Consider the following 22,805-nt stretch of genomic DNA (forward strand, 5'->3'; position numbering starts at 1 on the left):
AGTTTACTTGAAGGGCGTTTGAAGGTCAATACAGAAGGTTTTACCTTATTTCTTCTATTAAAAACTTAAAGGCATAAGAGATAACATTTCTCTTATGCCTTTTATAAACCTATTAGCTATTTTTAATCATAAATCTTAAACGTATTCCTAATAACACCAGAATTACACCTATAAATGGAAGGTAATCCGTATTATGCCCTGTAGCTGGAAGTTTTTGATTATTAGAACCGCCTTGTTCTTTTTCTGGTAAGTTAGGCTTTTCTACTTCTTCGCCTGGGCTTTCTATTCCTTCACCTGGTGTTCCTGTTTCCCCACCTGGTTTTTCTATTCCTCCACCTGGTTTTTCTGTTCCTTCACCTGGTGTTTCTGTTTCTCCACCTGGTGTTTCTGTTCCTTCACCTGGCTTTTCTGTTCCTTCACCTGGCTTTTCTGTCTCTCCACCTGGTGTTTCTGTCTCTCCACCTGGTGTTTCTGTCTCTCCACCTGGTGTTTCTGTCTCTCCACCTGGTGTTTCTGTCTCTCCACCTGGTGTTTCTGTCTCTCCACCTGGTGTTTCTGTCTCTCCACCTGGTGTTTCTGTCTCTCCACCTGGTGTTTCTGTCTCTCCACCTGGTGTTTCTGTCTCTCCACCTGGTGTTTCTGTCTCTCCACCTGGTGTTTCTGTCTCTCCACCTGGTGTTTCTGTCTCTCCACCTGGTGTTTCTGTCTCTCCACCTGGTTTCTCTGGACCTTTTCCTGTTTCTTTTTCATTGGTAATTTGAAGCTTTATAACTTCTACTTTCTCATTAGAAATCGTAAATTCAATTCCCTTATCAGATAAATTATATCCTTCTGGAGCCTGGACTTCTTTTAAAACGTAATCTCCTGGTTCCAGTTTCTTCGAAGTTGCTTTACCATTTTTATCTGATGTTAATGTGTCTATTTTTATTCCATCTTTCAGAATTTCAAACACTGCACTTTCTAATTTTTTCTCTGTATCATTAGCATCTATCTTTGTAATTTCTACTTGACCTGTGATTTTTTCTTTCACTTTTTCATTCAATACTTCTTGTTTTACTACTTCATTTGCTACAACATTTACTTCCACTTTTAATTCTACCGCTTTGTAGCCTTCCGGCTCTTTCGTTTCTTCTAACGTGTACTTACCTGGCACTAAGTTTTCGAATGTCACAACACCATCTTTATTCGTTGTTTTCGCTTCTCCAACTACTTGACCATTTTCGTTTTTCAGTCTGAATTCTGCGCCTTCTAGAACTTTTCCACTCTCTGCATCCTTTTTGATTACTTGTAAGCTTCCTAGTTCTTTCGCATTTTCTACTTGTACTTGTACTACTTTGTTTGCTTCCACAACGACTTCAATTTCTTCTTTTAGTAATTTATATCCTTTTGGTGCTTTCGTTTCTTTTAACGTGTATTTTCCTGGTTCTAATTTTCCAGAGATGACTTTACCTGTTTTATCTGTTCGTAACATCTCTACTTTCTTACTATCTTTATACACTTCAAATTCTGCGTCTGATAAAAGCTTCGTTTTATCGTTTGCATCTACTTTTACGATTTCAAATTGACCAAGGCTCTTACTATTCGTTACTTTTACATCAACAACTTTTTCACCGTCGACTGTTACATGAATTACTTGTTTTGTTAACTCATAACCTTCTGGTGCTTTTGTTTCTTCTAACGTATACTCACCCGGTACTAGTCCTTCTACTTTAACCGTTCCAGATTTATCTGTTGTAATTTTTTCTTTTACAACATTTCCTTTAGCATCTTTCAATGTAAATACTGCGCCTGCTAAACGTTCCGCTTGATCTTTATCATCTGTTTTAATAATTTGTAGAGAGCCCAAGAGTTTTTCATTTTCTGCCTCTACTTTTACTACTTCTTTCTCATTTTGAATTGTTACTTTCCATTCTTTATTTGAAATCTTGTAACCTGCTGGTGCTTTCATTTCTTTCACTGTGTATTCACCTAATGGTAATTTCGGTAACATCGCTTTTCCACTCTCATCAGTTTTCAACTCTGCTACCTTTTTACCATCTTTATACACAGTAAATTCTGCATCTGATAATAGCTTCGTTTTATCATTCGCATCTACTTTTACGATTTCAAATTGACCCAGAACTTTTTCGTTCATTACTTCCTGTTTTACTACTTCATTTGCTACAACATTTACTTCCACTTTTAATTCTACCGCTTTGTAGCCTTCTGGCGCTTTCGTTTCTTCTAGCGTATACTTACCTGGCACTAAGTTTTCGAATGTCACAACACCATCTTTATTCGTTGTTTTCGCTTCTCCAACTACTTGACCATTTTCGTTTTTCAGTCTGAATTCTGCGCCTTCTAGAACTTTTCCACTCTCTGCATCCTTTTTGATTACTTGTAAGCTTCCTAGTTCTTTCGCATTTTCTACTTGTACTTGTACTACTTTGTTTGCTTCCACAACGACTTCAATTTCTTCTTTTAACAACTTATATCCTTGTGGTGCTTTCGTTTCTTTTAATGTATACTTTCCTGGTTCTAATTTCGTAGATATTACTTTACCTGTTTTATCTGTTCGTAACGTATCTACCTTTTCACCATCTTTATACACTTCAAACTCTGCGTCCGATAATAGCTTCGTTTTATCATTCGCATCTACTTTTACGATTTCAAATTGGCCTGTAGCTTTTTCAGCGATTTTTTTATTCAACACATCTACAGTCACTGTTTTATTAGCAGCTACATCAACACGAACTGAGCTAGATGATAGTTCATAACCTTTTGGTGCTTCAACTTCTTTTAATGTATATGTTCCAACTGGAAGTTGTTTTGATAAAGCTGCACCTTTACCATCTGTAATAATTGTTTCAACAACATTTCCATCTTTATCTATAACATCAAATTTTGCACCTGGTAGAAGTTGACCAGATTCACTATCTTTTTTCAATAATTTAAATTGGCCATTCTCTACTTTTTTCGTATTCTTCATAACAATTTCAATTACGTTTGTACCATTAATTGTTACTTTTACTGGTGTATCAACTTTTATATATCCTTCTGGTGCACTTATTTCTTTTACAAAATAGTCACCAAGTGGTAAATCCTTGACTTCAGCAATACCCTTTTCATTCGTTGTAACAGTAGCCACAACATTATTATCTTTGTCTATAACATCAAACTTTGCGTCTTTTAAAACAATATTTTCATCATTTGCATCAACTTTTTTAATTTGTAAGTTTCCTTTTTCAACTACTGGCTTATTCCACTTTGGCCAATTAAATTTAAAGTTATGAACCTCAAATCCATCTCTTTGGTGTAATCCTCCAACATAGGCTTGTCCGTTAATAGAACCACCTTTTGTCTCTACAACAGCATTAGGCGCAAACACACTACCTACTACACCATAACCTTTAGTTGTTATCTTTGTAGCATTAGGGAACACCCAAATGACTTTACTAGCTAACTCAGTAAAAGCTGAATTAGGGTCATATGCTTGAGATGTATTAATTAAGTCTGTTGCCATCCCAGTATTTCTCGTATCGTACAAAATTGCACCGCTACCAAAATTCACTTCTTCTGCGTCTGAATAAATAACAATAAAGTCTTTGTTATTTACATTCGGAAGATAAACATCTTTTACATCAAATATTTTCTTTCCTGTTAAGCCTGAAGAAACGTAAATATTAGGGTTGTTTACATCTTCACCGATTCCAAAGCTCATATTAGGTTTTGGTTTATCAGTATGTAATTGACTCGCATCTCCAATTACACCATCAACGTCTTTTCTAAATTCTTTGAACTTGGCATCAATCTCTGCTTGCTCTTTATAAGAGATACGGTCATAAGATGATTTCATTGCACCTTCTGGGTCACCATCTTTTGTCATTGCCACTGTTCCATCTTGGATAATTACTTGTCCTGTTCCCGCTTTCGTAAATTGACCACCTAGTAATAATGATGGATATCCTTCATCTTTCCATGTTGCTCCAGCTAAGTTGTTTGCTCCAGTTGCAGCTGCTACGACTGTATAACTCGATGCGTTCATATTTTTTTGAACAGCCATTGCACCCTCAATATCCGCACTCGTTGCACTATGATCTCCAAAAATGATGGCGTTGTAATAAGATACATCACCTAAACCTTTTAATTCTGTTGTAGCTGCCTCTGCTTTAAATGGTAAATGGATTAAAAAATTCATACATATTAGTAATACAACTATAAAACTACTACTTACTTTTTTAAATTTTTGATTAAATGATTTCCTCAAGAAATTCATTCCCCCTTTTAAACTTCCTAAAACCACAAAAAGAAGTACATTTCGTATGTACCAAGTCTTACTCACATTAACTTAAAATAATCCATTTAAATAAAACAAAGAAACTCTACAACTCATTAATAAAATTACTACAATCCATTTTTGAGATAATACGTGAACTAAACTAACATGCGGAAGTGTTTTTTGCGTTTGGAGCTCAACAAAATTAACCTGGAGAATATTTCATATGGTGTAACTACTTTGGCAACATCATCCACTTTACAACAGTTTCCTAGAGTATTCAAGTAAACTGTATAGATTCCATACACAATTCACAATCTAAAACATTTTCATTCATTTTAATAAGTTCAACAAAAAAACGTAGCCAAAAAGCTACGTTTTTCTTTCATCGTTTCGGTGTATGTTTATGATTCTTTAAAAAAGGAAGCGGGAATTGCTTACGAAAATGCTCTTTAATCATGTACTCTACGCCGTTCTCAGTATTAGAACGTGTAATCCAGTCCGCCGCCTGCTTTAATTCTACAGGGGCGTTCCCCATTGCTACCCCGAGCCCAACATTTTCAATTACCTCTAAGTCTTCTATGCTATCTCCAATCGCAACCATTTCACTAAGGTTAATATTTAAATGCTCCCCAAGTAATTGTAAACCACGTAGTTTTGATACATTTTGAGGGAGAATTTCTATACGTCTCTCATCACACTCAACGTACTCTACATCTTGAAATGCCTTTCTTAACGTATTCATCCCTCTTTCTTTTTCACCTTTCGTATGGAAAACAATATCAATTTTTGGTGCAGCTACTGGATGATCACGCAGTGCATCCCCTAGCGAATCTACAAATTGAACCGGATAAAATAATGGATCTGCGCTTGATAATACAGTACGCGCAATTAAGTTTGGTGTATTTCTCTCACGATTCCCAATTGAATATCGTTCATGAGAAATGCGAACATTACAATCAAAATGCTCTAACACTTGCACAATATTAAAGGTTTTCTCTTCAGATAATCTCCTTTGAGCGAACGGCTTATCTAACGATGCTGAAACGAAGGCACCGCCATGCGTAACTAATATAGAGTCTAATTTTAACGCCTTCGCTATTTTATGAGCAGATTGAAAATTACGATTCGTAAACAATGTAACGTATACATCTTTTCTTTTCACAAAGTCAATTGTCTCCCTTAACCCTTTTGCGATTTTTCCGTTGTTGTATAGTAGTGTCCCATCTATATTAAGAGCTAGTAAGCGATAAATCATGTCGCACTCCCCCTCTTCGCTGTTGTACTCTATCCATAATTTATGAAATAAATGTAGTAAATAGAACGAGTTAGAATTACTACTGAAAATTTGGTTTACTATATACATATACAACTGGCAAAGGAGATAGTACAATGCAGGCACCTCCTTCTTTTTATGAAGGCGATACGTTAGAGGTCGCAAAGAAGTTACTCGGACATAAACTCGTTCATATTGTAGACGGCATAAAGCGGAGCGGAATTATTGTAGAAGTAGAAGCATACAAAGGTCCAGATGATAAGGCCGCTCATAGTTACGGAGGCAGACGGACTGATCGAACAGAAGTAATGTTCGGCGCACCAGGACATGCTTACGTATATTTAATTTACGGCATGTATCATTGCTTTAACGTAATTACAGCACCAATCGGAACCCCGCAAGGAGTTCTCATTCGTGCTCTTGAACCTGTAGATGGAATCGAAGACATGAAACTAGCGCGCTACAACAAAACCGACATTACGAAAGCTCAGTATAAAAACTTAACAAATGGCCCCGGAAAACTATGCCGCGCGCTCGGAATCACTTTAGAAGAGCGCGGCGTATCACTTCAAAGTGATACGTTACATATTGAATTAGTTCCTGAAGAAGACCATTTATCATCCACACATAAAATAATAGCTGGCCCTCGTATTAATATTGATTATGCAGAAGAAGCCGTTCACTATCCATGGCGGTTTTATTATGAAAAGCATCCGTTTGTTTCGTAGAGTAGAAAACTGAAACAGATTAAATTTTCTTTAGGGATGGCTTTGCCATCCCTTTTCTGTTTCAGCTTCCCCTCATCAAACCGTACGTGAGGTTTTCCCTCATACGGCTTTCCGATGTTCTTCCTTCTTTGGCGTTCAGTTTTGTTCTATCCTCCTACTTTCACGAGTGTATATGTTGTTTTCTTCATCAAGTCCTTGATACGACCATGTTTCTTTCGAACATTTCTTTTCTTATTCCAAAAAAGGTTAAGTCGTTCTAGGACGTACCAGTCTATTTTACAGAGCCACCTCTGTCCAATTGAAGATAAGCTATAATAATTCTTGAATCCTTGCAGAATTCTATTTAAACCTTTCACCATCTCTTCCAATTGTAGATACAGTTTGTTCCTCGGCTCTGTGTATCTTTTAATGCGTTCCCGCATTTTCTTCATGGCTTTCTGGCTCGGAATATGTGCCATCACATGCACTTTCTTCCCGCCTTTCACATGTTTAGGGTATTTTCGGTGGTGAAATCCTAGAAAATCAAATCCCTCGTTTCCATCCCACGTATTCACTAGCTTCGACTTTTCTGTATGGATTGTAAGTTCTAACTTATTCATAATGGATTGTAGTATCCGAATACTCTCTAATGCTTGTTGTTTTGTTTGACATACGATGACAAAGTCATCCGCATATCGAATTAGTTCCCCCAAATGTTTACACTTCTTTTCCCAAATGGTATCCATATAGTTTAAATATATATTAGAAAGTAATGGAGATATCACGCCACCTTGTGGTGTACCTAATGTCGTTTCATGAAATTGCGCATGTTCCATGATTCCCGCTTTCAACCATTTTCTAATGAGTTTTAACACTCTTCGGTCACTGATTCTTCTTTCTACAAGCCTCATTAATTTGTCATGATTAATATTGTCAAAGTATCCTTGTATGTCTACATCTACAATCCAATGAGATGTTTTACTCGCTTTCCGTATCTTCGATATCGCTTGATGTGCGTTTCGTTTCGGGCGAAATCCATACGAACAGTCTTGAAAATCGGCTTCGAAGATAGGTTCTATCACCAATTTCGTTGCCATTTGTACAACCCTATCCTTGATCGTGGGAATTCCAAGCGGTCTTTGTTTTCCATCACCTTTTGGAATATACATTCTTCTTACAGCTTGTGGATGGTAGGATTTACTTTTCAATTCTATATATAATTCATTGAGAAAGTTTCGTTCTCCATATTGATACACGATTTCTTCAATCGTCTGTCCATCAATTCCACCGCTCCCTTGATTCCATTTTACCCTTCTCCATGCTTCAGCCAATATGTCAGGACGATATATTTTGTCATACAACGCGTGAAACCTACGACTTGAACTTTCTTTGGCACAAAGATATAAAGTCTTCCAAAGTTCTTGAGCTTTTACATCAGTGTAGTTAGCTAGTTTTCCAGCATTCACTCACTCTTACCTTCTTCCAACTTATGAACAAAGTAGAGGTCCTTCCCTACATAACGTTGTGTTGTCGTTATGATATTCAGTACTATGACCTCCTCCGACTCCCTCTTTACAGTCCACCATTTCGTATATGCTTATAGGTTTCCTCTCTCCTTTCTGAAAGAAAGGGCAAAGGAGGGTCTCCCCAGTTCCAGACACTACTTTCTCAACATACCGCCCTCCGTACCCCGAGGGATTCTTCGATGTCGTATTTCCAAGTTCTTCACATCTTCCATGGTCTTCGCCCATATTCACCAGGCTCGACTTCCCTTTGTCCTATTGCTAGGTTGCTTTTAACGAGGCGGCAAGGTTCACTTTATGTTACGGTCTGTTGATTCGCTCGCACTTCTAGTAGAAGTTACTTTGTCACAGGGCTTCAACCTTAGGATTTCTCCACCAGCTGCCTGTCAGCTACTAGGCGACTTGGCTCTTACCTAGGCTGGACTTTCACCAGCAAGCAGTGCCCAGCTTAGCTGGGCACGCAAAATAAAGAAGCTATCCTATAAGTCAGTGAAACCAACTTATAGGATAGCTCTTTTTTCGTAATTCATCACACGTCGAAAAGCCGAAATCCGGGCTCGGATTTCGGTTTTGTTTCTATAAAAGAAACCGTTGTTCCTCCAGCATTGCCAAATACAGCTCATCTCCAAAGAGAAAATCCTAAAAGCATTATTTTTTTAATGCATAATAATTATCTAAATTGAATTTCGACATAATGAAAGTTCCTGTTGGCGTTAAAAGTTGTGACATAGATTGTATGACCTGCGGTAATTGAGCTAACTCAATAGGATGTGATAACAAAATGTACTGGAATTTTTCATCTGTAAATACCTCATGTAACTTGTCATACTCAGTAGAAGTTGTAGGAGCTACCCTATTTGCAAGAGCTGCCGCTTTTTCATTAATTTCTGCTCCGAATATGGGAACTGCCGGGTAACGCCTTTTCATTTCTAATAAAGTTGCACCACATCCAGCTCCTATATGAAGAATATTCACTTGATCAGGCGCAAATCGATCTACAATTGCTAGTAAATCATAATGAATGTATAAACTTTCACCATAAAATCCCCATTTTTCATACAATTTTATATTATTTGCATGTAAAACTACAGAAAATTTCATACTATCTTCTTTCCATGAGACACTTCCGTAGTGATGAATAAATGTATCTTTACATAAATACAGTTTATATCCTTTTTCAAACATTCTTAGTGACAAATCATCATCTTCATAATTCCCCGGTGTAAATCGTTCATCTAATAATCCAACTTCATCTAACACTGATTTTTTTATAAGCATACAGAATCCGATTAATTTCATACGTTCTTCCCATTTATTTTTATCACTTTGATTATATAAAGTTGCAAACTTCTGCATTCCTTCAATATCTTTATAAAAGGTTGGTATAGCAGTATAGTAAGCGGCATTATTAGTTATGGGCCCTACCGCTCCAGTATCCTTACTTTCATATAAACACCGAATTAAGTTGCTTAGCCAATTTTCAGTTACGACCACATCATTATTCAATAATAGAATATTGTCACCTTTTGCCTCTTTAATTCCCTGATTGCATCCCTTTGGAAAACCCATATTCTCCGCATTTTCCACTAGCATAATATCCGATTGTTTTTGTAACCATTCTACAGTACCATCTGTTGACGCGTTGTCCACAACTATTAACTCATACTCTTGTTCCACTGTATAAGTTCTAATACTTTGGATGCATTCTTTTGTATACTGTAATTGATTATGAGTCAATATAATTATACTTGTGAGCATGAATCAAACTCCTCTCAGCAGCCAAAATGATTATCTAGTATTATTAAATATTATTTTTCTGATAAACTATCAAAATATTTTCTATTATATTCAATGCTCGGATTATTAGGTATGAACTGTGCAGCTTGTTCGTTATGATAAATTGCCTTTTCATATTCTTTTATTCGATCATAACAAATACATAGTTGAATATGCGGCAACCATGTATGACACTCTTCCCGGACAAATGGAGAATCCTTTGGGCGTGGCCCATCAATTGCTGCATGGTACCAATATATCGCTTTAGAATATTCCCCTTGTTGCAAAAATACACGTCCTAAGTGGCAACAAAGTTCTCCTCTAGGCGTGTCATACGTAAATGATTGTAAACAAGACTGTATAGATTTTTTTAAGTCCCCCAATTCTAAATAACATTCGGCTCTTTTTAAACAAGCTTGAATATTATCTTCAACCCAACCCTTTTCTTCATCTAAAAACCTAGAATACCCCTTAACAGCCTTATCAAATAATCTGTGATCCTTACATTCATTTGCATAATAGTACACATCGCGGGGGCTAAACTCTTTTCCACTCTCAAGATGTTTTTCATATATTTTCAAATTACGATTAGTATATGCTTTTTCTTTTTTATGACTTACCCCTACGTCACTATTTATAAGATTTCCATACACCTCTAAATATTCATGAACAAATCCATACCATTGAAAATTTTTACTTCTGTTGACTAATCGATATCTCCTTAAAGAATGTGTTGGATTTCCTTCTATATCAAAAGTTAAATAATATTTCATAGATACTGCATCCGTACTACGATCTAACGTATGTTTTAACTGCAACAATTTCTTTATATCTTCCGTATCTATTATGTCATCTGCGTCTAGCCAAAGAATGTATTCTTTTGTAGCTTTAGAAAACGCAAAGTTTCGTGCCGCTGAAAAATCTTCAATCCATTGAAAATCATAAACTTTCGCGTCGTACTTCTTCACAATTTCTTTTGTAGCATCTGTGGAACCTGTATCTACAATAATAATTTCATCCACAACACTTTTAACCGATTCTAAGCATTTTGATATAGTTTGTTCTTCATCTTTTACAATCATGCATAAACTAATAGTAATGGAGTTTTCCATCATATCCCCCCTATCCTTTTGATGTATATGTTTGGAGAGAAATTTATATTTCTTTTGCTTCAAAATTGAGTTTTCATTTTACAAAAGAAACATAATGAGGCGGTGCAGTGAAATTGGATAGGGGAATTTCACTCGAAGATTGCAAATCAATGAAAAAAACCGAAGCCTGAACAAGACTTCGGTTCTTTATATAGAGAATACATAATTTCGATTCCTTTTTACTCCGCACCTTCCGCGGTCGCAATATCATTCTCTAAGTTTTCTCTTGATAATTCAGCCGCCATAAAATCAGCTGTTTCAGGAAGTGCTAAATGCATATGAGCTTTTTGACAAATTTGGATCGTACAGTTTTCTACAACATAGTCGAAAACATGTCCGCCACCGCTTCTTTCATCATCAATGTAATGTAAGTGGAAACCAGCTACACCAATACCTTGCGCGTAATCTGGTGTCCAAAATCCAGCTAGCGTACCTTCTGTATCTTTAAATGAAAAGATCGGTTGTGATTTCGTCACTTCAACGAGCGGCGTATACGGTTTTTCTTGTCTTGGAACAGTTCTCGTTCTTACTTCACGGAACGTTCCATCCATTCGAATACCGTAAAATAAGTTTTTACTTGGCATTAACTCATGTAATAATGCTTCCACTTCTTCACGATTCATCGGACGCTCTACCGTATAACTCATTTCTTTTTCAAAAAACGTTACAGTCGCAAACGGTGTTGTTTCTTCCGGTTCTACTTTTTCCGCTGAACCGTCTGAACGTAAATGGTAAAACTCATTATCAAATGCAATCATTTCACCATCTAATTGATCAAATGTGCCGATGCCAAAATCACCACGTTCTTTCAGTTTCTCAAAGTTAATAACACCATCGTATATACCATCTAATAGCGCAAGCATTGTAGATGTTTGATATACTTCATTACTCGTTTTCGTTCTTTTTGCATCAATATCAATTAATTGCGCAACAGTCATCTCAATCATGCCTCCATTAGTTTAATTGGTTTGGTAATAATTTTCTGCTTAATTTAATGTTGTCACGGTAGTCAATTGGAACATCAATAATGACAGGTCCGTCTGCTGCTAATGCTTCTTTTAATACACCTTCTAATTCATCAGGCGTGTTAACGCGAAGACCTTTTGCACCGAAGCTTTCTGCATATTTCACAAGATCAACATCGCCAAACTCTGTAGCTGATGTTCTACCATATTTCATCATTTGTTGGAACGCAACCATATCATACGTACCGTCTCTCCATACAAGATGTACGATCGGTGCATTTAAACGTACCGCTGTTTCTAATTCCATCGAAGAGAATAAGAAACCACCATCACCTGACACGGAAACAACTTTCTTGCCCGGTTCAACTAAAGTAGCTGCAATTGCCCAAGGAAGTGCAACACCTAACGTTTGCATACCGTTACTAAATAATAGTCTACGTGGTTCATAAGAACGGAAACATCTTGCCATCCAAATAGAATGGGAACCGATGTCACATGTAACGGTTGTATCGTCACTAATTAAAGAACGAAGTGTACGAATGACTTGAAGTGGATGCGTAACACCTTCTGAAGCACGATTTGGAACTTCTGCTTGCTCTGATAATTTCGAGCGTAATCGTTCTAAAACTGCTTCTGATTTCGTATTTAATACAAGCTTCGGTAATTTCTCTGCAATGCTATTTACAGTTAAAGCGATATCGCCAATTAATTCACGCTCTGGTTGGTAATCATGGTCGATATCTGCTTGGTGATCATCAAGGTGAATAATTGTTCTATCGCCAAGTTTATTCCAGAATTTCGGATCATACTCAATTGGGTCATAGCCGATAGAAATAACAAGATCCGCTTCTTCTAGTAAAATATCACCTGGTTGGTTACGGAATAATCCAACGCGGCCGAAGAAATGATCTTCTAACTCACGTGAAATTGCACCAGCTGCTTGATATGTTTCAACAACAGGAAGTTCTGTATCAGCAATTAACTCACGAACTGCTTTCGTTACTTCATTTGTGCTCGCTCTCATGCCGAGTAAAATAACTGGTAATTTCGCTGATTTTATTTTTTCTACTACATATGTAATTTCACTTATGGGAGCGATTCCAAGCTGTGGCTTAGAAAGCGCACCGATAGATTCTACTGTCGTTTCCGCAGTCATAACGTCTTGCGGAAGACTTACAAGTGTTGCTCCTGGATTTGTAGAAGTAGCACTTCGAAATGCATTAGTAAGTGCTTCTGGTACATTATCAGGATGCTCGACTTCTACGCTATATTTAGTGATTGGTTCGAATAATGCAGCATTATCCATAGATTGATGCGTACGTTTTAATCGATCTGTACGCGGAACTGCACCAGCTAAAGCAACAACGGGATCACTCTCCGCATTCGCAGTAACAAGACCTGTCGCTAAATTTGATGTCCCTGGTCCTGAAGTTACAAGACATACGCCCGGTTTCCCTGTTAATCTACCAATAGCAGCTGCCATAAATGCTGCATTTTGTTCATGACGACAAACAATTAACTCTGGTCCTCTTTCTTGCAGTACATCAAATACAGAGTCAATCTTCGCTCCTGGAATACCGAAAACATGTGTAACACCTTGTTTAATTAAACAATCAACAACAAGATCTGCTCCTTTTGTTTTTGTTTTCACGTCGTTTGCTTTTACACCTGTACTCAAACTAATCATCCCTTTATTTCATAATGTGTGTAATAAAGATTTTTAATTTCACCTAGTTAATTAATGTGGTGAAGTATTATTTATCATTATATTACAAATTCATTATTTTTCCAACGATATGAATTCGACAGTTTTTTGACAACCTCTAAGGAATACGCTTACAACCCTTTGCTTATCCTAAAATAATATTTTTATATCTCATCTAAAAATGTACGAAAAACTTTCATCTCATCACAGTATTAAAAACATTATAGTACCTTGCAAAGAACACTACTAAATGATATATTTGTAAATATTGGAATGCCCAATAATTGGAACGCACCTTATAATTCGTATCCCCCTTTTCAAAAGATAGGATTCTCAGCTGTAATTCATCATTTTATAAAGGAAAGTGATTGTTATGAACAAAAGTGAATTTTTGGAACAACTTAGTTCTTCCCTGCGGAATATGCCTAGTTTAGAAAAGAAAGATATTATTTCAGAGTATGAAACTCATTTTATCAGTGCTAAACAGGATGGGAAATCTGAAGAAGAAATTTCCAGGAAACTAGGAGACCCTAAAACTATTGCTAAAGAACTTAATGTTTCCTATGCAATACAAAACGCGGACAATAAACGAAGCTTCAAAAATATGATAACCGCACTATTTTCTGTTATGAGCTTAAGTGTTTTAAACTTTGCCTTTATCATTATCGCCTTTTTCGTACTACTCTTTTTATTACCGATTCTTCTAGCCCTTATCATTGCCACTCCATTATTAATCATTTCACCTATTTTATTAATAGGGTTAGGATTTTTTAAAGGGTTTCATCAAATTAGTTATTCCGATGTTTATAATGTGTTCATCGCTTTTTGCAGCGGTTTACTCATATCCGTCATATCTTACCAAATGGTAAAACATCTATACACAACTTTAGTAAAGTATTTGAAATGGAATATAGCTATTTTACAAAGATAATAATGAATATAAAAGGAGATTAAAATGAAGAAGTATACTTTATATCTACTCATGTTACTTACAATTTTATTTCTATCAGCTTGTTCAAACAGTGCACAACCTAAGGAAGAAAACGATGTGCAATCTATTAAAGATGTAACGATAAAAATTCCAGAAACTATATTCACTTCCTCAAAAAAGAATGAAACGATTAACGAAGACGAAATGAAACAAAATATAAAGACGTATTTAAATTATAGCGGAGAGTTAGACGAAAACATCGTTCCACTTTCATCATCTATGTCTGACGAGAATGTCACGGAATCCGACCGAGAGAAATTAAAGCAACTAGTAGATTTAGCAAAACAAAATGATGCGAATTTCCATACTTTTATTAGTAACAATACGATCCCCAATGATTACAAACAGCCTTCGAAGGAAATCTATGAATTTATTTCATCTTCTACAGCACTTTCAGTAGAACTAGAGGACGAATTAGACAAACTCGCGCAAGATGGTAACTTATTCAAAACTGATTTTTCTTTTACAAAACGCTTTGAGAAAGTTAATGGTAGGAAGCAAAAAGAAATTGAAAAGTTTTTGAAAGAAAAAAATATTAGAACTGAGTATTTCAACAAGTAATGAAATATTCAAAAATTGTAGAATCTATCATAAGCCCATTCAAAATAGTCACTAAAAAAGACTGTTTTGAATGGGCTTTTTTTTTGTGGACGGACTATCAAAATGTAATTCATCTATTTCATAAACAAAAAAGACGCCCCTATACCAGGGCGTCTTCCATCATTAAGCTTGTTGTTGCGCGCTATATAATTCTTCAAGTGGCTTCATGATAATTTTGTTAACGTCAGTGATAACGATGTTTAAACGTTGCTCAGTTTCCATTAACTTTGTGATTTTAGCATCTTGTTGAATGCGAGCTACAACTTCTTGTGCTTTTTGGTTATCTTCTTCAGTGATTTCTTGGCCTTGCATCATTTTTTGTTGTAAGCCAAGTTGCATCGCGCGGAACTCTTCGAATAAGTTCTTTGACTCTGCATCTCCTTGTACTGCTGCGTAGCTTGCTTTTAGTGTTTGGAAATCTTCGTTTTCAGCGATTGTTTTTTGTAATTCATATGCAACATCATGAATGTTTTTTGTCATTTTATTTTTCCTCCTTTAGAAGGCTAGCGCTTTTCGCTCGCACTGCCTTTTAAGTGCATTTACATACGCACCTCTTCCTACCATATCAAACTATGCAAGAGATGGGAAGAAATTTCACTTTTATTTCTATGCACCCATCTTTATTACTTAAGGAACAAGAGTAACAACCCTTGAATAAATCCAATTGTTCCTCCTAATAACGCCCCTAAATATGTAATCATTTTCAACTCATTTTTTGTAATGGACAATACGAGATCTTCTAGTCTCTCTGTTGAAAATGTAGATACTTCTTGCTGGACAATTTCCGCAAGCTGTAGATTTCCCAATATACTTCCCACATTTTCTGTCCCCCACTTCAAGCCTTTCTCTACTGCGCTAGGGACCACTTTTTCAACGATTGTTTCTCGAACTGGCTCACATACTTGCTGAACAGACTGATTTAAAAATCTACTCACTGTTTCCTCTACTTTAACCGCTGACAATATGGAGTTCACAATCATTTCTTTCTCTACGAACGTTTCTAATTCTTTTACGTCTCTTCCTTTTAACTTTTCCCACTCTTTTTGCAGTACATCAGTTAAAAGCCGCTCTGTTCCATCTTGTCCTAAAAACTTAATTACTTCCGGCTGCACACGATCAACTAAACTTACATTCCCTAAAAACATGCCAACTAAGTTAAGCAGCGTTCCGCGAGAAGCGAAAAAGTCATCAATCATTTTTGAAAGGCGTTCCTTTCCTTCTTCACTTTCCAAAAAGCTAATTCCTCTTTTTAAAATAAAAGATGCTACATTCGGAATCGCATTCTCTACTTTTTCATGAACAGAATGAGGTAACGCCTGTTCCCATGTATATGTATAGTACTCTGCTAAAAATGCATGAATTTTTTCTGTAATAACATGTTCGATTTTCCCGCTCGCCTCTTCTTCTACATGTTCTAAATTCCATTTTTCTAACATATCCCGTAACGACTGTTCATTTGTAATTACTTTATCAACTTCCACTTGTGTCCAGCGAATTAAACTGGTTTGAAACTCTTTATTTGTTAGTTTTTTTCCGATTCCTTCTGGTGTTAACAAATGGTCTACAACCATTTTACCTAATTGAACAGCAAGCTCATCGCGGCGTTTCGGAATTAACCCTGGCGTAAATGGAACTTGAAACTTCCCAATATAAATCGGACGATGAGGACGAAATAACATTTTTATGGCTAAATGATTTGTGTATCCTCCAATAATTGCCCCGAGCCCTGTCGTTATTAACATATTTAACCATATATTCATCACAATCAACCTTTCACTTCTCCAAAACTATAGCATATCATCATACGGACAAAAGTATAATGGTATAAAAACGTATTTGCAATATATAGCTTCGCCTATAATGCAAACATCTTATTACTAAAGGAGTGATTTCGTTGGTTCTTGGTCTTTTAACTTCCGGTCTCCATCACGAGCAAACGTATTACACCGAAATCGCTAAGCGAGCTCGTCTTTATCATAACGTCGTTGCCCAATTCACACCGTTTAGCATTGATTCAAAGACAGATCTTGTTTCTGGTCTTATTTACGATACAGATACAGGAAATTGGATAGATCAAACCTTTCCCATTCCTTCATATATATATGATCGTTGTCATTTCAAAGAGGATGAGGAATTCCAACAAGCAAATGCGATTATTCATTCATTACACAAACGTTCTTCCACTACTTTTTTAAACAACACACTTATTAACCCAAGCGATTTACACAATCTTTTTCTTACTAATAAACGTCTTTCCCCTTACGTACCAAAAATAATAAAAGGAACAGTACAAGGAATTTTTAAATTACTACTAGAAACAAGAGATATTATTATAAGACCAATCAATATACACTCCAATGAAAATTTATATCGGGCCACTTACAAAAATAAAACATTTCATATCGATACAATAAATGAACAACATCATACTTCTACTCAATTCAAACGAACAGATAAATTTATATCATGGTGCAAATCGAACATACACTCATTCCGTTATATGATTCATCCAATGTTACAACCTCCAAATCAACTATCATATCCGATTCATATTCGAACCATTATGCAAAAAAATAAAGAACAGAATTGGCAAGTGCTCGGTCAATTTATACAAAAATCTTCATTCCCAGCACAATTTTTACTTTCAGCAACAGAACGTTCTATGTTACATCCATTTTCTAAAATTAAATATTTACTTTCTCCAACTGGCGTTCAATTATTAAAAGATGCTTTACATGATGTTGTAAATGAAGTGTTTAAAACACTCGATCAGTCCTATTCTTCATTATTTGAACTAGAGCTTTCTACCATTATGGATCAAAAAGGTGCCATTTGGCTTATGTACGTCAATACGATGCCTTCTTACGATGTTTATACTAGGTACAACGACGAACTGGCTGAACAAATTTTTCATGGTCCATTAAAGTTTAGCCGATTTACACCATAACGAAAGGAGGAAATCCCCGTTGAAAGAGCACATATATACATTAAGTATTTCAGATGAGCATCCAAATAGTATTACTTTACCTTACGTTTTTTCTATTACACCACCAATTACATCCTTTTTCTTTGGCTTACGTTATATTACATGTGAGAATATTAAAATTCATTATTCATTCACGCGAGAAATTATTATTGGCGAACAGATTGCAGCCGATCTTTTACTACCGCATTCGACGGCAATCCATGCCTTCTTACACAATCAAACCATTGTTTTCGGCCCATTAATCGGGATTTTCACAACTGGCTTTAACGATGATTCTAATTCTCCTTTAGGAAGCCGTTCCATCTCTCTCAGTGAGTTATTAACACCACCATTCACATTGCAGCCATTTGTATTTGTCTTTGGCATTCAACATATAAACTGGGAAGAGGAAACAATTGAAGGGTACTTCTTTCAAGAAGGAAAATGGGTAAAAAACAAAGTCCCTTTACCAAATGTCATTTACGACCGATTACCAAATCGGCAAGCGGAAAATTACAAACCTATCGTAAGAGCAAAAAAACGTTTAGAAAGCGACTATGCGATTCCGTGGTTTAATCCAGGATTTTTCAATAAATGGGAAGTGCATCAACTTTTAATGAAAGAAGATTCAATTAAACCATTCTTACCAAATACAGAAGTATTTCAACATTTTGAACAAGTAGAACGACTTCTCGGTACGCATAAGTACATTTATATGAAACCAATACACGGTAGCTTCGGAAGAAATATTCATCAAATACTCTATTCTCAAACTGATAATTGCTACTATTGTCGTTATCGTGAAAATGAACAAAACAAACTAAGAAAGTATCAATCATTAGAAGCCCTTCTTAACCATGTGTTAAAAGGACATGATTTAAAAAAGTTTATCGTACAACAAGGTATCTCACTGCTCCGCTTCGAAGGGCAACCCGTCGATTTTCGCATTCATACAAATAAAAACCATTTTGGTAATTGGGTAGTCAGTGCAATCGTCGCAAAAATCGCCGGCAAAGGTAGCTTAACAACTCATGTAAATAGCGGCGGTGATACGAAATTACTTCAGGAACTATTTCCTGATTCAACAAAGCAAGTTCAAATTGAAAATAAACTAAAACAAACAGCCTTACAAATCAGTTATGCACTTGATGGGCAAGTAACCGGGAACATTGGAGAAATTGGTTTTGACATTGGTTTAGACACCACGGAAAACCCGTGGCTATTTGAAGCAAATTCTAAACCGGGGCGAACTGTATTCCAAGATGAAAAGTTAAAAGAACAAAGTGAACTTACGCGCCAATTATTTTATGAATATGCCATCTATTTAACTGAACACTCTTTGCGCGACAAGAAAGAAAAAATGTCACAAATAAAATCAGATCCTTCGTCACATACCGAAAACATCCCTTCCCCTATGATTAACTCACAAATACAAAAACAAAAACTTCCACCTCCTTCATAAGGTGGAAGTTTTTTATTTAAACGAGCTTCACTACAACTTCTGTTTCCACATTACATACTCCGCAATAAAAAACATGATTGCAATACTCCTGTGAATTATTATGTGTTAAATCGTCTACTGCACTTAATAATTCTTGATCCATATATGCACTGTAATCGTCTATGTAATCTACAGTTTTCCCATAATCTTGGAGTATACCTTGGCAATTTTGACAAGAATATGTTTGTGATTCTAGCGCGTTGCAAAGCGGGCAAATTCCCATCATGATTCCTCCATACGTTATCGTTTAAAAAGTCCTTTTTTTAGATTAAAGAGAGCATCTAGCCGTGCATAGACGCGGTCAGTTCCTTTTTCTTCCCACCCTGGGTTAAAACAGAACTATGCAGTTGTTGCCGTTTAATTTTCATTTTACTAAGCTTTAATTACATTTTCGTTTAAAAGCCTCTTTTTTAGATTGAAGAGAGCATCTAGCCGTGCATAGACGCGGTCAGTTCCTTTTTCTTCCCCATCCTGGGTTAAAAAAGAACTATGTAGTTGCTCCCGATTTAATTTTCATTTTACTAAACTGGAATTTGTCTCACTTTAACAAATCATAAGTTAAGTAAGCCAAGCTGGTTATACAAAGAAAAAAACGCATATGATTTCGCTCTTAGTTTAGCCTTCTTTCTTAAAAATACAACGATTACTCTTATTTCATAATTTACAAAATAGCGATGATTTTTTTACAAAATTTACAAATTATTATTTTGTATATCTTTCTAGGTAACATCCATACTATGAGTACAAACTTAATTACCGATGGATTAGCGCCAAACGGGGCGATAATCTGGTTCAAATCCAGCTAGTCCAACCAAAAAAATTTTTATAACTCTAAGGAGGATATATTCCTATGGCAAACCAAAATTCTTCAAATCAATTAGTAGTACCAGGTGCAACAGCAGCAATCGATCAAATGAAGTACGAAATCGCTCAAGAATTTGGTGTACAATTAGGAGCAGATTCTACGGCTCGCGCTAACGGTTCTGTTGGTGGAGAAATTACAAAACGTTTAGTTGCAATGGCTGAGCAAAGCCTTGGCGGATTCCAAAAATAAATATATATGGCAAAAAGGTCTCAAGGCATATGCCTTGAGACCTTCCTTAATTTATTGCAACATTTGTAAAAACTTCTTCGTTCGTTCTTCTTTTGGATTTGTAAATACATCTTCCGGTGTACCTTGTTCGACAACGACACCGCCATCCATGAAAATAACACGGTTCGCAATTTGATGAGCAAAGCGCATTTCATGCGTTACAATGACCATCGTCATTCCTTCTTTAGCAAGTTCTTTCATAACCTTTAAAACTTCTTGAACTAGCTCAGGATCAAGTGCTGACGTTGGCTCATCAAATAGTAAAACTTCCGGCTCCATCGCAAGCGCACGAGCGATTCCAACGCGCTGTTGTTGTCCACCTGATAATTGGAACGGATATAAGTCTACTTTATCCGCAAGACCAACTTTTTCAAGGAAATAGTTTGCTTTTTTCTTCGCTTCTTCTTTCCCCATCTTTTTCACTGTAACGAGCCCTTCCATTACATTGTGAATTGCTGTTAAATGAGGAAATAGATTATGGTGTTGGAATACCATACCTGTTTGCGTACGAAGATTTACAATATCTTTCTTCGATACTTTTTGAGAGAAATCGAGCTCTTTATTGCCGATGCGAATGTTACCAGCGTTCGGCGTTTCTAACACGTTGAGACAACGTAAGAATGTCGTTTTACCAGATCCAGATGGCCCGATAATAACAACCACTTCGCCCTTCTCAACTGATAAGTCTATATGTTTTAATACGGTATTATCTCCGAAACTTTTTTGTAAATGTTGAATTGAAATCATAAAAACAAAAACTCCTTTTATGAAAGGGTTATTTTAGAGTATAACGTTCTGAACGTTTTTCTAATATTTGTTGCACGATAGATAATAAGAAGCAAATTACCCAATAAATTAGACCTGCTTCAAAATAAACAATTAAAAACTCATAGTTCATTGCCGCAATTTCCTGCGCTTTTCGGAACATTTCTGTTACTAAAATTAACGACGCTAATGACGTATCCTTCACTAAACTAATAAATGTATTCGAAAGCGGCGGAATTGATACGCGTGTTGCTTGTGGTAAAATAACACGTTTTAATGCTTGCGGGTATGTCATCCCAATTGTGTAAGCTGCTTCCCACTGTCCTTTCGGGATTGAAAGGATAGAAGCACGAATAATTTCAGATGCATATGCACCTACATTTAATGAAAATCCAATAACTGCTGCTGTATATGGCTCAACTTCAATATTAAGAGTTGGAAGACCATAGAAAATAATAAATAACTGTACAAGAAGTGGCGTTCCGCGAATGATAGATACATAGATACGAGCAATCCATTGTAAAATACGACTACCTGAAATACGTGCGAGCGCTGTTAACGTCGCAAGTATAATACCGATAATAAATGTAATAAGCGTTAACGGAATTGTCGTAAAGACAGCTTCCTTCAGCATAGGCGCGAAGGAAGTCTGCATAATATCTATCCAAGTAGACAATCGATCTGACATCAATGCGCTACTTAGATACATTTTCACCGAACCATTTTTTCGTTATTTTATCGTACGTACCATCTTTTTTCATATCTTCTAACGCTTTATTTACTTCTTGTACAAGTTTGTCGCTACCTTTACGGAATAAGAATCCACTTTGTGACGCTTCTTTTTCTGTATCTACAATTTTAATTTTTGCATCTTTTTTCGTTTCTAAATAGTTTAACACTGATAATTTATCATTGATTGTGAAATCAACGCGGCCAGAACTTAATAATTCTGCTGCTTGGCTAAACCCTTCTACACCTGTGATTTCCGCACCATTTTTCTTAGCAATATCTGCGTAGTTACTTGTTAAAGATTGTGCTGCTTTTAATCCTTTTACGTCAGCAAATGTAGCAGGTTTATCTTTATCTTTCGCAATAACTAATGCTGCTGAAGAAGAAATATATGGACTAGAGAAGTCATATTTCTTTTGGCGATCTTCACGAATACCAACTTCGTTCGCAACCATGTCGAAACGTTTTGCATCTATTCCTGCAAGTAAGCTATCCCATTGTGTTTCTTTAAATACAGGCTTTACACCTAAACGTTTTGCAACTTCTTCTGCTAATTCAACGTCAAACCCAGTTAATTTATCGTTTGTATCGTGGAACGTAAATGGTGGATATGTACCTTCTGTACCAATTACAAGCTCACCGCTTTGTTTTATCTTCTGTAATGCATCTTGATTAGCTGTATCTTTTTTCTCTTCTTTACCGCAGCCCGCTACAATCCCAATCGCTAATGTAGTTACTGCAAGCACTGAAAATAATTTTTTCATGATAGTAGTCCTCCAAGTATTCTGATAGGAATTTAAAAA

General features: G+C 36.2%; 19 protein-coding genes. 6 read left to right on the forward strand and 13 right to left on the reverse strand.

The features are described from left to right. Positions 1-112: 112 nt before the first annotated feature. Together JFU18_RS11130 and JFU18_RS11135 are read right to left on the reverse strand one after the other, a co-directional pair. Positions 113-4,246 (reverse strand): MSCRAMM family protein, encoded by a 4,134-nt coding sequence (locus tag JFU18_RS11130; protein ID WP_201050309.1) that lies wholly within the window; start codon positions 4,244-4,246, stop codon positions 113-115. 394 nt (positions 4,247-4,640) lie between these two features. Next, positions 4,641-5,513 (reverse strand): Cof-type HAD-IIB family hydrolase, encoded by an 873-nt coding sequence (locus tag JFU18_RS11135; protein WP_085309412.1) that lies wholly within the window; start codon positions 5,511-5,513, stop codon positions 4,641-4,643. A gap of 134 nt (positions 5,514-5,647) precedes the next feature. Between JFU18_RS11135 and JFU18_RS11140 the strand changes: the two genes are divergently transcribed. Next, positions 5,648-6,259: a DNA-3-methyladenine glycosylase gene (locus JFU18_RS11140; RefSeq protein WP_201034758.1), complete on the forward strand. Its 612-nt coding sequence runs from the start codon at positions 5,648-5,650 to the stop codon at positions 6,257-6,259. A gap of 146 nt (positions 6,260-6,405) precedes the next feature. On the opposite strand, the gene ltrA is transcribed toward JFU18_RS11140, so the two are convergent. The 5 genes from ltrA to alsS form a co-directional block, all read right to left on the reverse strand. Beyond that, entirely contained in the window at positions 6,406-7,704 is a 1,299-nt protein-coding gene (gene ltrA / locus JFU18_RS11145; RefSeq protein WP_201034360.1) for a group II intron reverse transcriptase/maturase, read from the reverse strand. 705 nt (positions 7,705-8,409) lie between these two features. After that, the gene (locus JFU18_RS11150) at positions 8,410-9,519 is read right to left on the reverse strand and encodes a glycosyltransferase (RefSeq protein ID WP_201034757.1); all 1,110 of its coding nucleotides are present in this window, start codon (positions 9,517-9,519) and stop codon (positions 8,410-8,412) included. Between the two features lie 50 nt (positions 9,520-9,569). Next, the gene (locus tag JFU18_RS11155) at positions 9,570-10,649 is read right to left on the reverse strand and encodes a tetratricopeptide repeat-containing glycosyltransferase family 2 protein (RefSeq protein ID WP_002166309.1); all 1,080 of its coding nucleotides are present in this window, start codon (positions 10,647-10,649) and stop codon (positions 9,570-9,572) included. A gap of 218 nt (positions 10,650-10,867) precedes the next feature. Then, positions 10,868-11,626, reverse strand: coding sequence for an alpha-acetolactate decarboxylase (alsD, locus tag JFU18_RS11160; RefSeq protein WP_201034756.1), 759 nt, complete (start codon positions 11,624-11,626; stop codon positions 10,868-10,870). Positions 11,627-11,642: 16 nt separating this feature from the next. Then, a complete protein-coding gene (alsS, locus tag JFU18_RS11165) occupies positions 11,643-13,331 on the reverse strand; it encodes an acetolactate synthase AlsS (protein WP_201034755.1) in 1,689 nt (562 codons plus the stop codon). Positions 13,332-13,731: 400 nt separating this feature from the next. Here alsS and JFU18_RS11170 point away from each other — a divergent pair, with 400 nt between their 5' ends. Continuing rightward, positions 13,732-14,289 (forward strand): HAAS signaling domain-containing protein, encoded by a 558-nt coding sequence (locus JFU18_RS11170; RefSeq protein ID WP_201034754.1) that lies wholly within the window; start codon positions 13,732-13,734, stop codon positions 14,287-14,289. A 24-nt stretch (positions 14,290-14,313) separates the two neighbouring features. Beyond that, positions 14,314-14,910, forward strand: a complete 597-nt coding sequence (locus JFU18_RS11175) for an NDxxF motif lipoprotein (RefSeq protein WP_201034753.1) — start codon at positions 14,314-14,316, stop codon at positions 14,908-14,910. A 162-nt stretch (positions 14,911-15,072) separates the two neighbouring features. Here the strand turns inward: JFU18_RS11175 and JFU18_RS11180 are convergent, their stop codons facing one another. Both JFU18_RS11180 and JFU18_RS11185 read right to left on the reverse strand, forming a co-directional pair. Next, positions 15,073-15,429, reverse strand: coding sequence for a YlbF/YmcA family competence regulator (locus JFU18_RS11180; protein WP_201034752.1), 357 nt, complete (start codon positions 15,427-15,429; stop codon positions 15,073-15,075). Between the two features lie 143 nt (positions 15,430-15,572). Continuing rightward, positions 15,573-16,718, reverse strand: a complete 1,146-nt coding sequence (locus JFU18_RS11185) for a DUF445 domain-containing protein (protein WP_201032544.1) — start codon at positions 16,716-16,718, stop codon at positions 15,573-15,575. Positions 16,719-16,843: 125 nt separating this feature from the next. On the opposite strand from JFU18_RS11185, the gene JFU18_RS11190 reads away from it, so the two are divergent. Both JFU18_RS11190 and JFU18_RS11195 read left to right on the forward strand, forming a co-directional pair. Continuing rightward, positions 16,844-17,896, forward strand: coding sequence for a YheC/YheD family protein (locus JFU18_RS11190; RefSeq protein ID WP_002140521.1), 1,053 nt, complete (start codon positions 16,844-16,846; stop codon positions 17,894-17,896). A 19-nt stretch (positions 17,897-17,915) separates the two neighbouring features. Then, positions 17,916-19,376 carry a YheC/YheD family endospore coat-associated protein gene (locus JFU18_RS11195; protein WP_061674993.1) on the forward strand — a complete coding sequence of 487 codons (1,461 nt, stop codon included), beginning with the start codon at positions 17,916-17,918 and terminating at the stop codon, positions 19,374-19,376. Positions 19,377-19,392: 16 nt separating this feature from the next. On the opposite strand, the gene JFU18_RS11200 is transcribed toward JFU18_RS11195, so the two are convergent. Next, the gene (locus JFU18_RS11200; RefSeq protein WP_201034972.1) at positions 19,393-19,638 is read right to left on the reverse strand and encodes a hypothetical protein; all 246 of its coding nucleotides are present in this window, start codon (positions 19,636-19,638) and stop codon (positions 19,393-19,395) included. A 627-nt stretch (positions 19,639-20,265) separates the two neighbouring features. Here JFU18_RS11200 and sasP point away from each other — a divergent pair. Beyond that, entirely contained in the window at positions 20,266-20,469 is a 204-nt protein-coding gene (gene sasP, locus JFU18_RS11205; RefSeq protein ID WP_000013339.1) for a small acid-soluble spore protein, SasP family, read from the forward strand. A gap of 51 nt (positions 20,470-20,520) precedes the next feature. Here sasP and JFU18_RS11210 read toward each other — a convergent pair whose 3' ends face one another. From JFU18_RS11210 to JFU18_RS11220, 3 genes are read right to left on the reverse strand one after another with little or no spacing between them, the layout of a single operon-like run. Continuing rightward, positions 20,521-21,255, reverse strand: coding sequence for an amino acid ABC transporter ATP-binding protein (locus JFU18_RS11210; RefSeq protein ID WP_002010843.1), 735 nt, complete (start codon positions 21,253-21,255; stop codon positions 20,521-20,523). Between the two features lie 28 nt (positions 21,256-21,283). Continuing rightward, positions 21,284-21,982, reverse strand: coding sequence for an amino acid ABC transporter permease (locus tag JFU18_RS11215; RefSeq protein WP_033706449.1), 699 nt, complete (start codon positions 21,980-21,982; stop codon positions 21,284-21,286). After that, positions 21,969-22,766, reverse strand: a complete 798-nt coding sequence (locus tag JFU18_RS11220; RefSeq protein ID WP_002030008.1) for an amino acid ABC transporter substrate-binding protein — start codon at positions 22,764-22,766, stop codon at positions 21,969-21,971. Before JFU18_RS11220 ends, JFU18_RS11215 begins: the two co-directional genes overlap by 14 nt. Between the last annotated feature and the right edge of the window lie 39 nt (positions 22,767-22,805).

It is taken from the genome of Bacillus sp. TH22, assembly GCF_016651015.1.
GTDB classification, from domain to species: Bacteria; Bacillota; Bacilli; order Bacillales; family Bacillaceae_G; genus Bacillus_A; species Bacillus_A mycoides.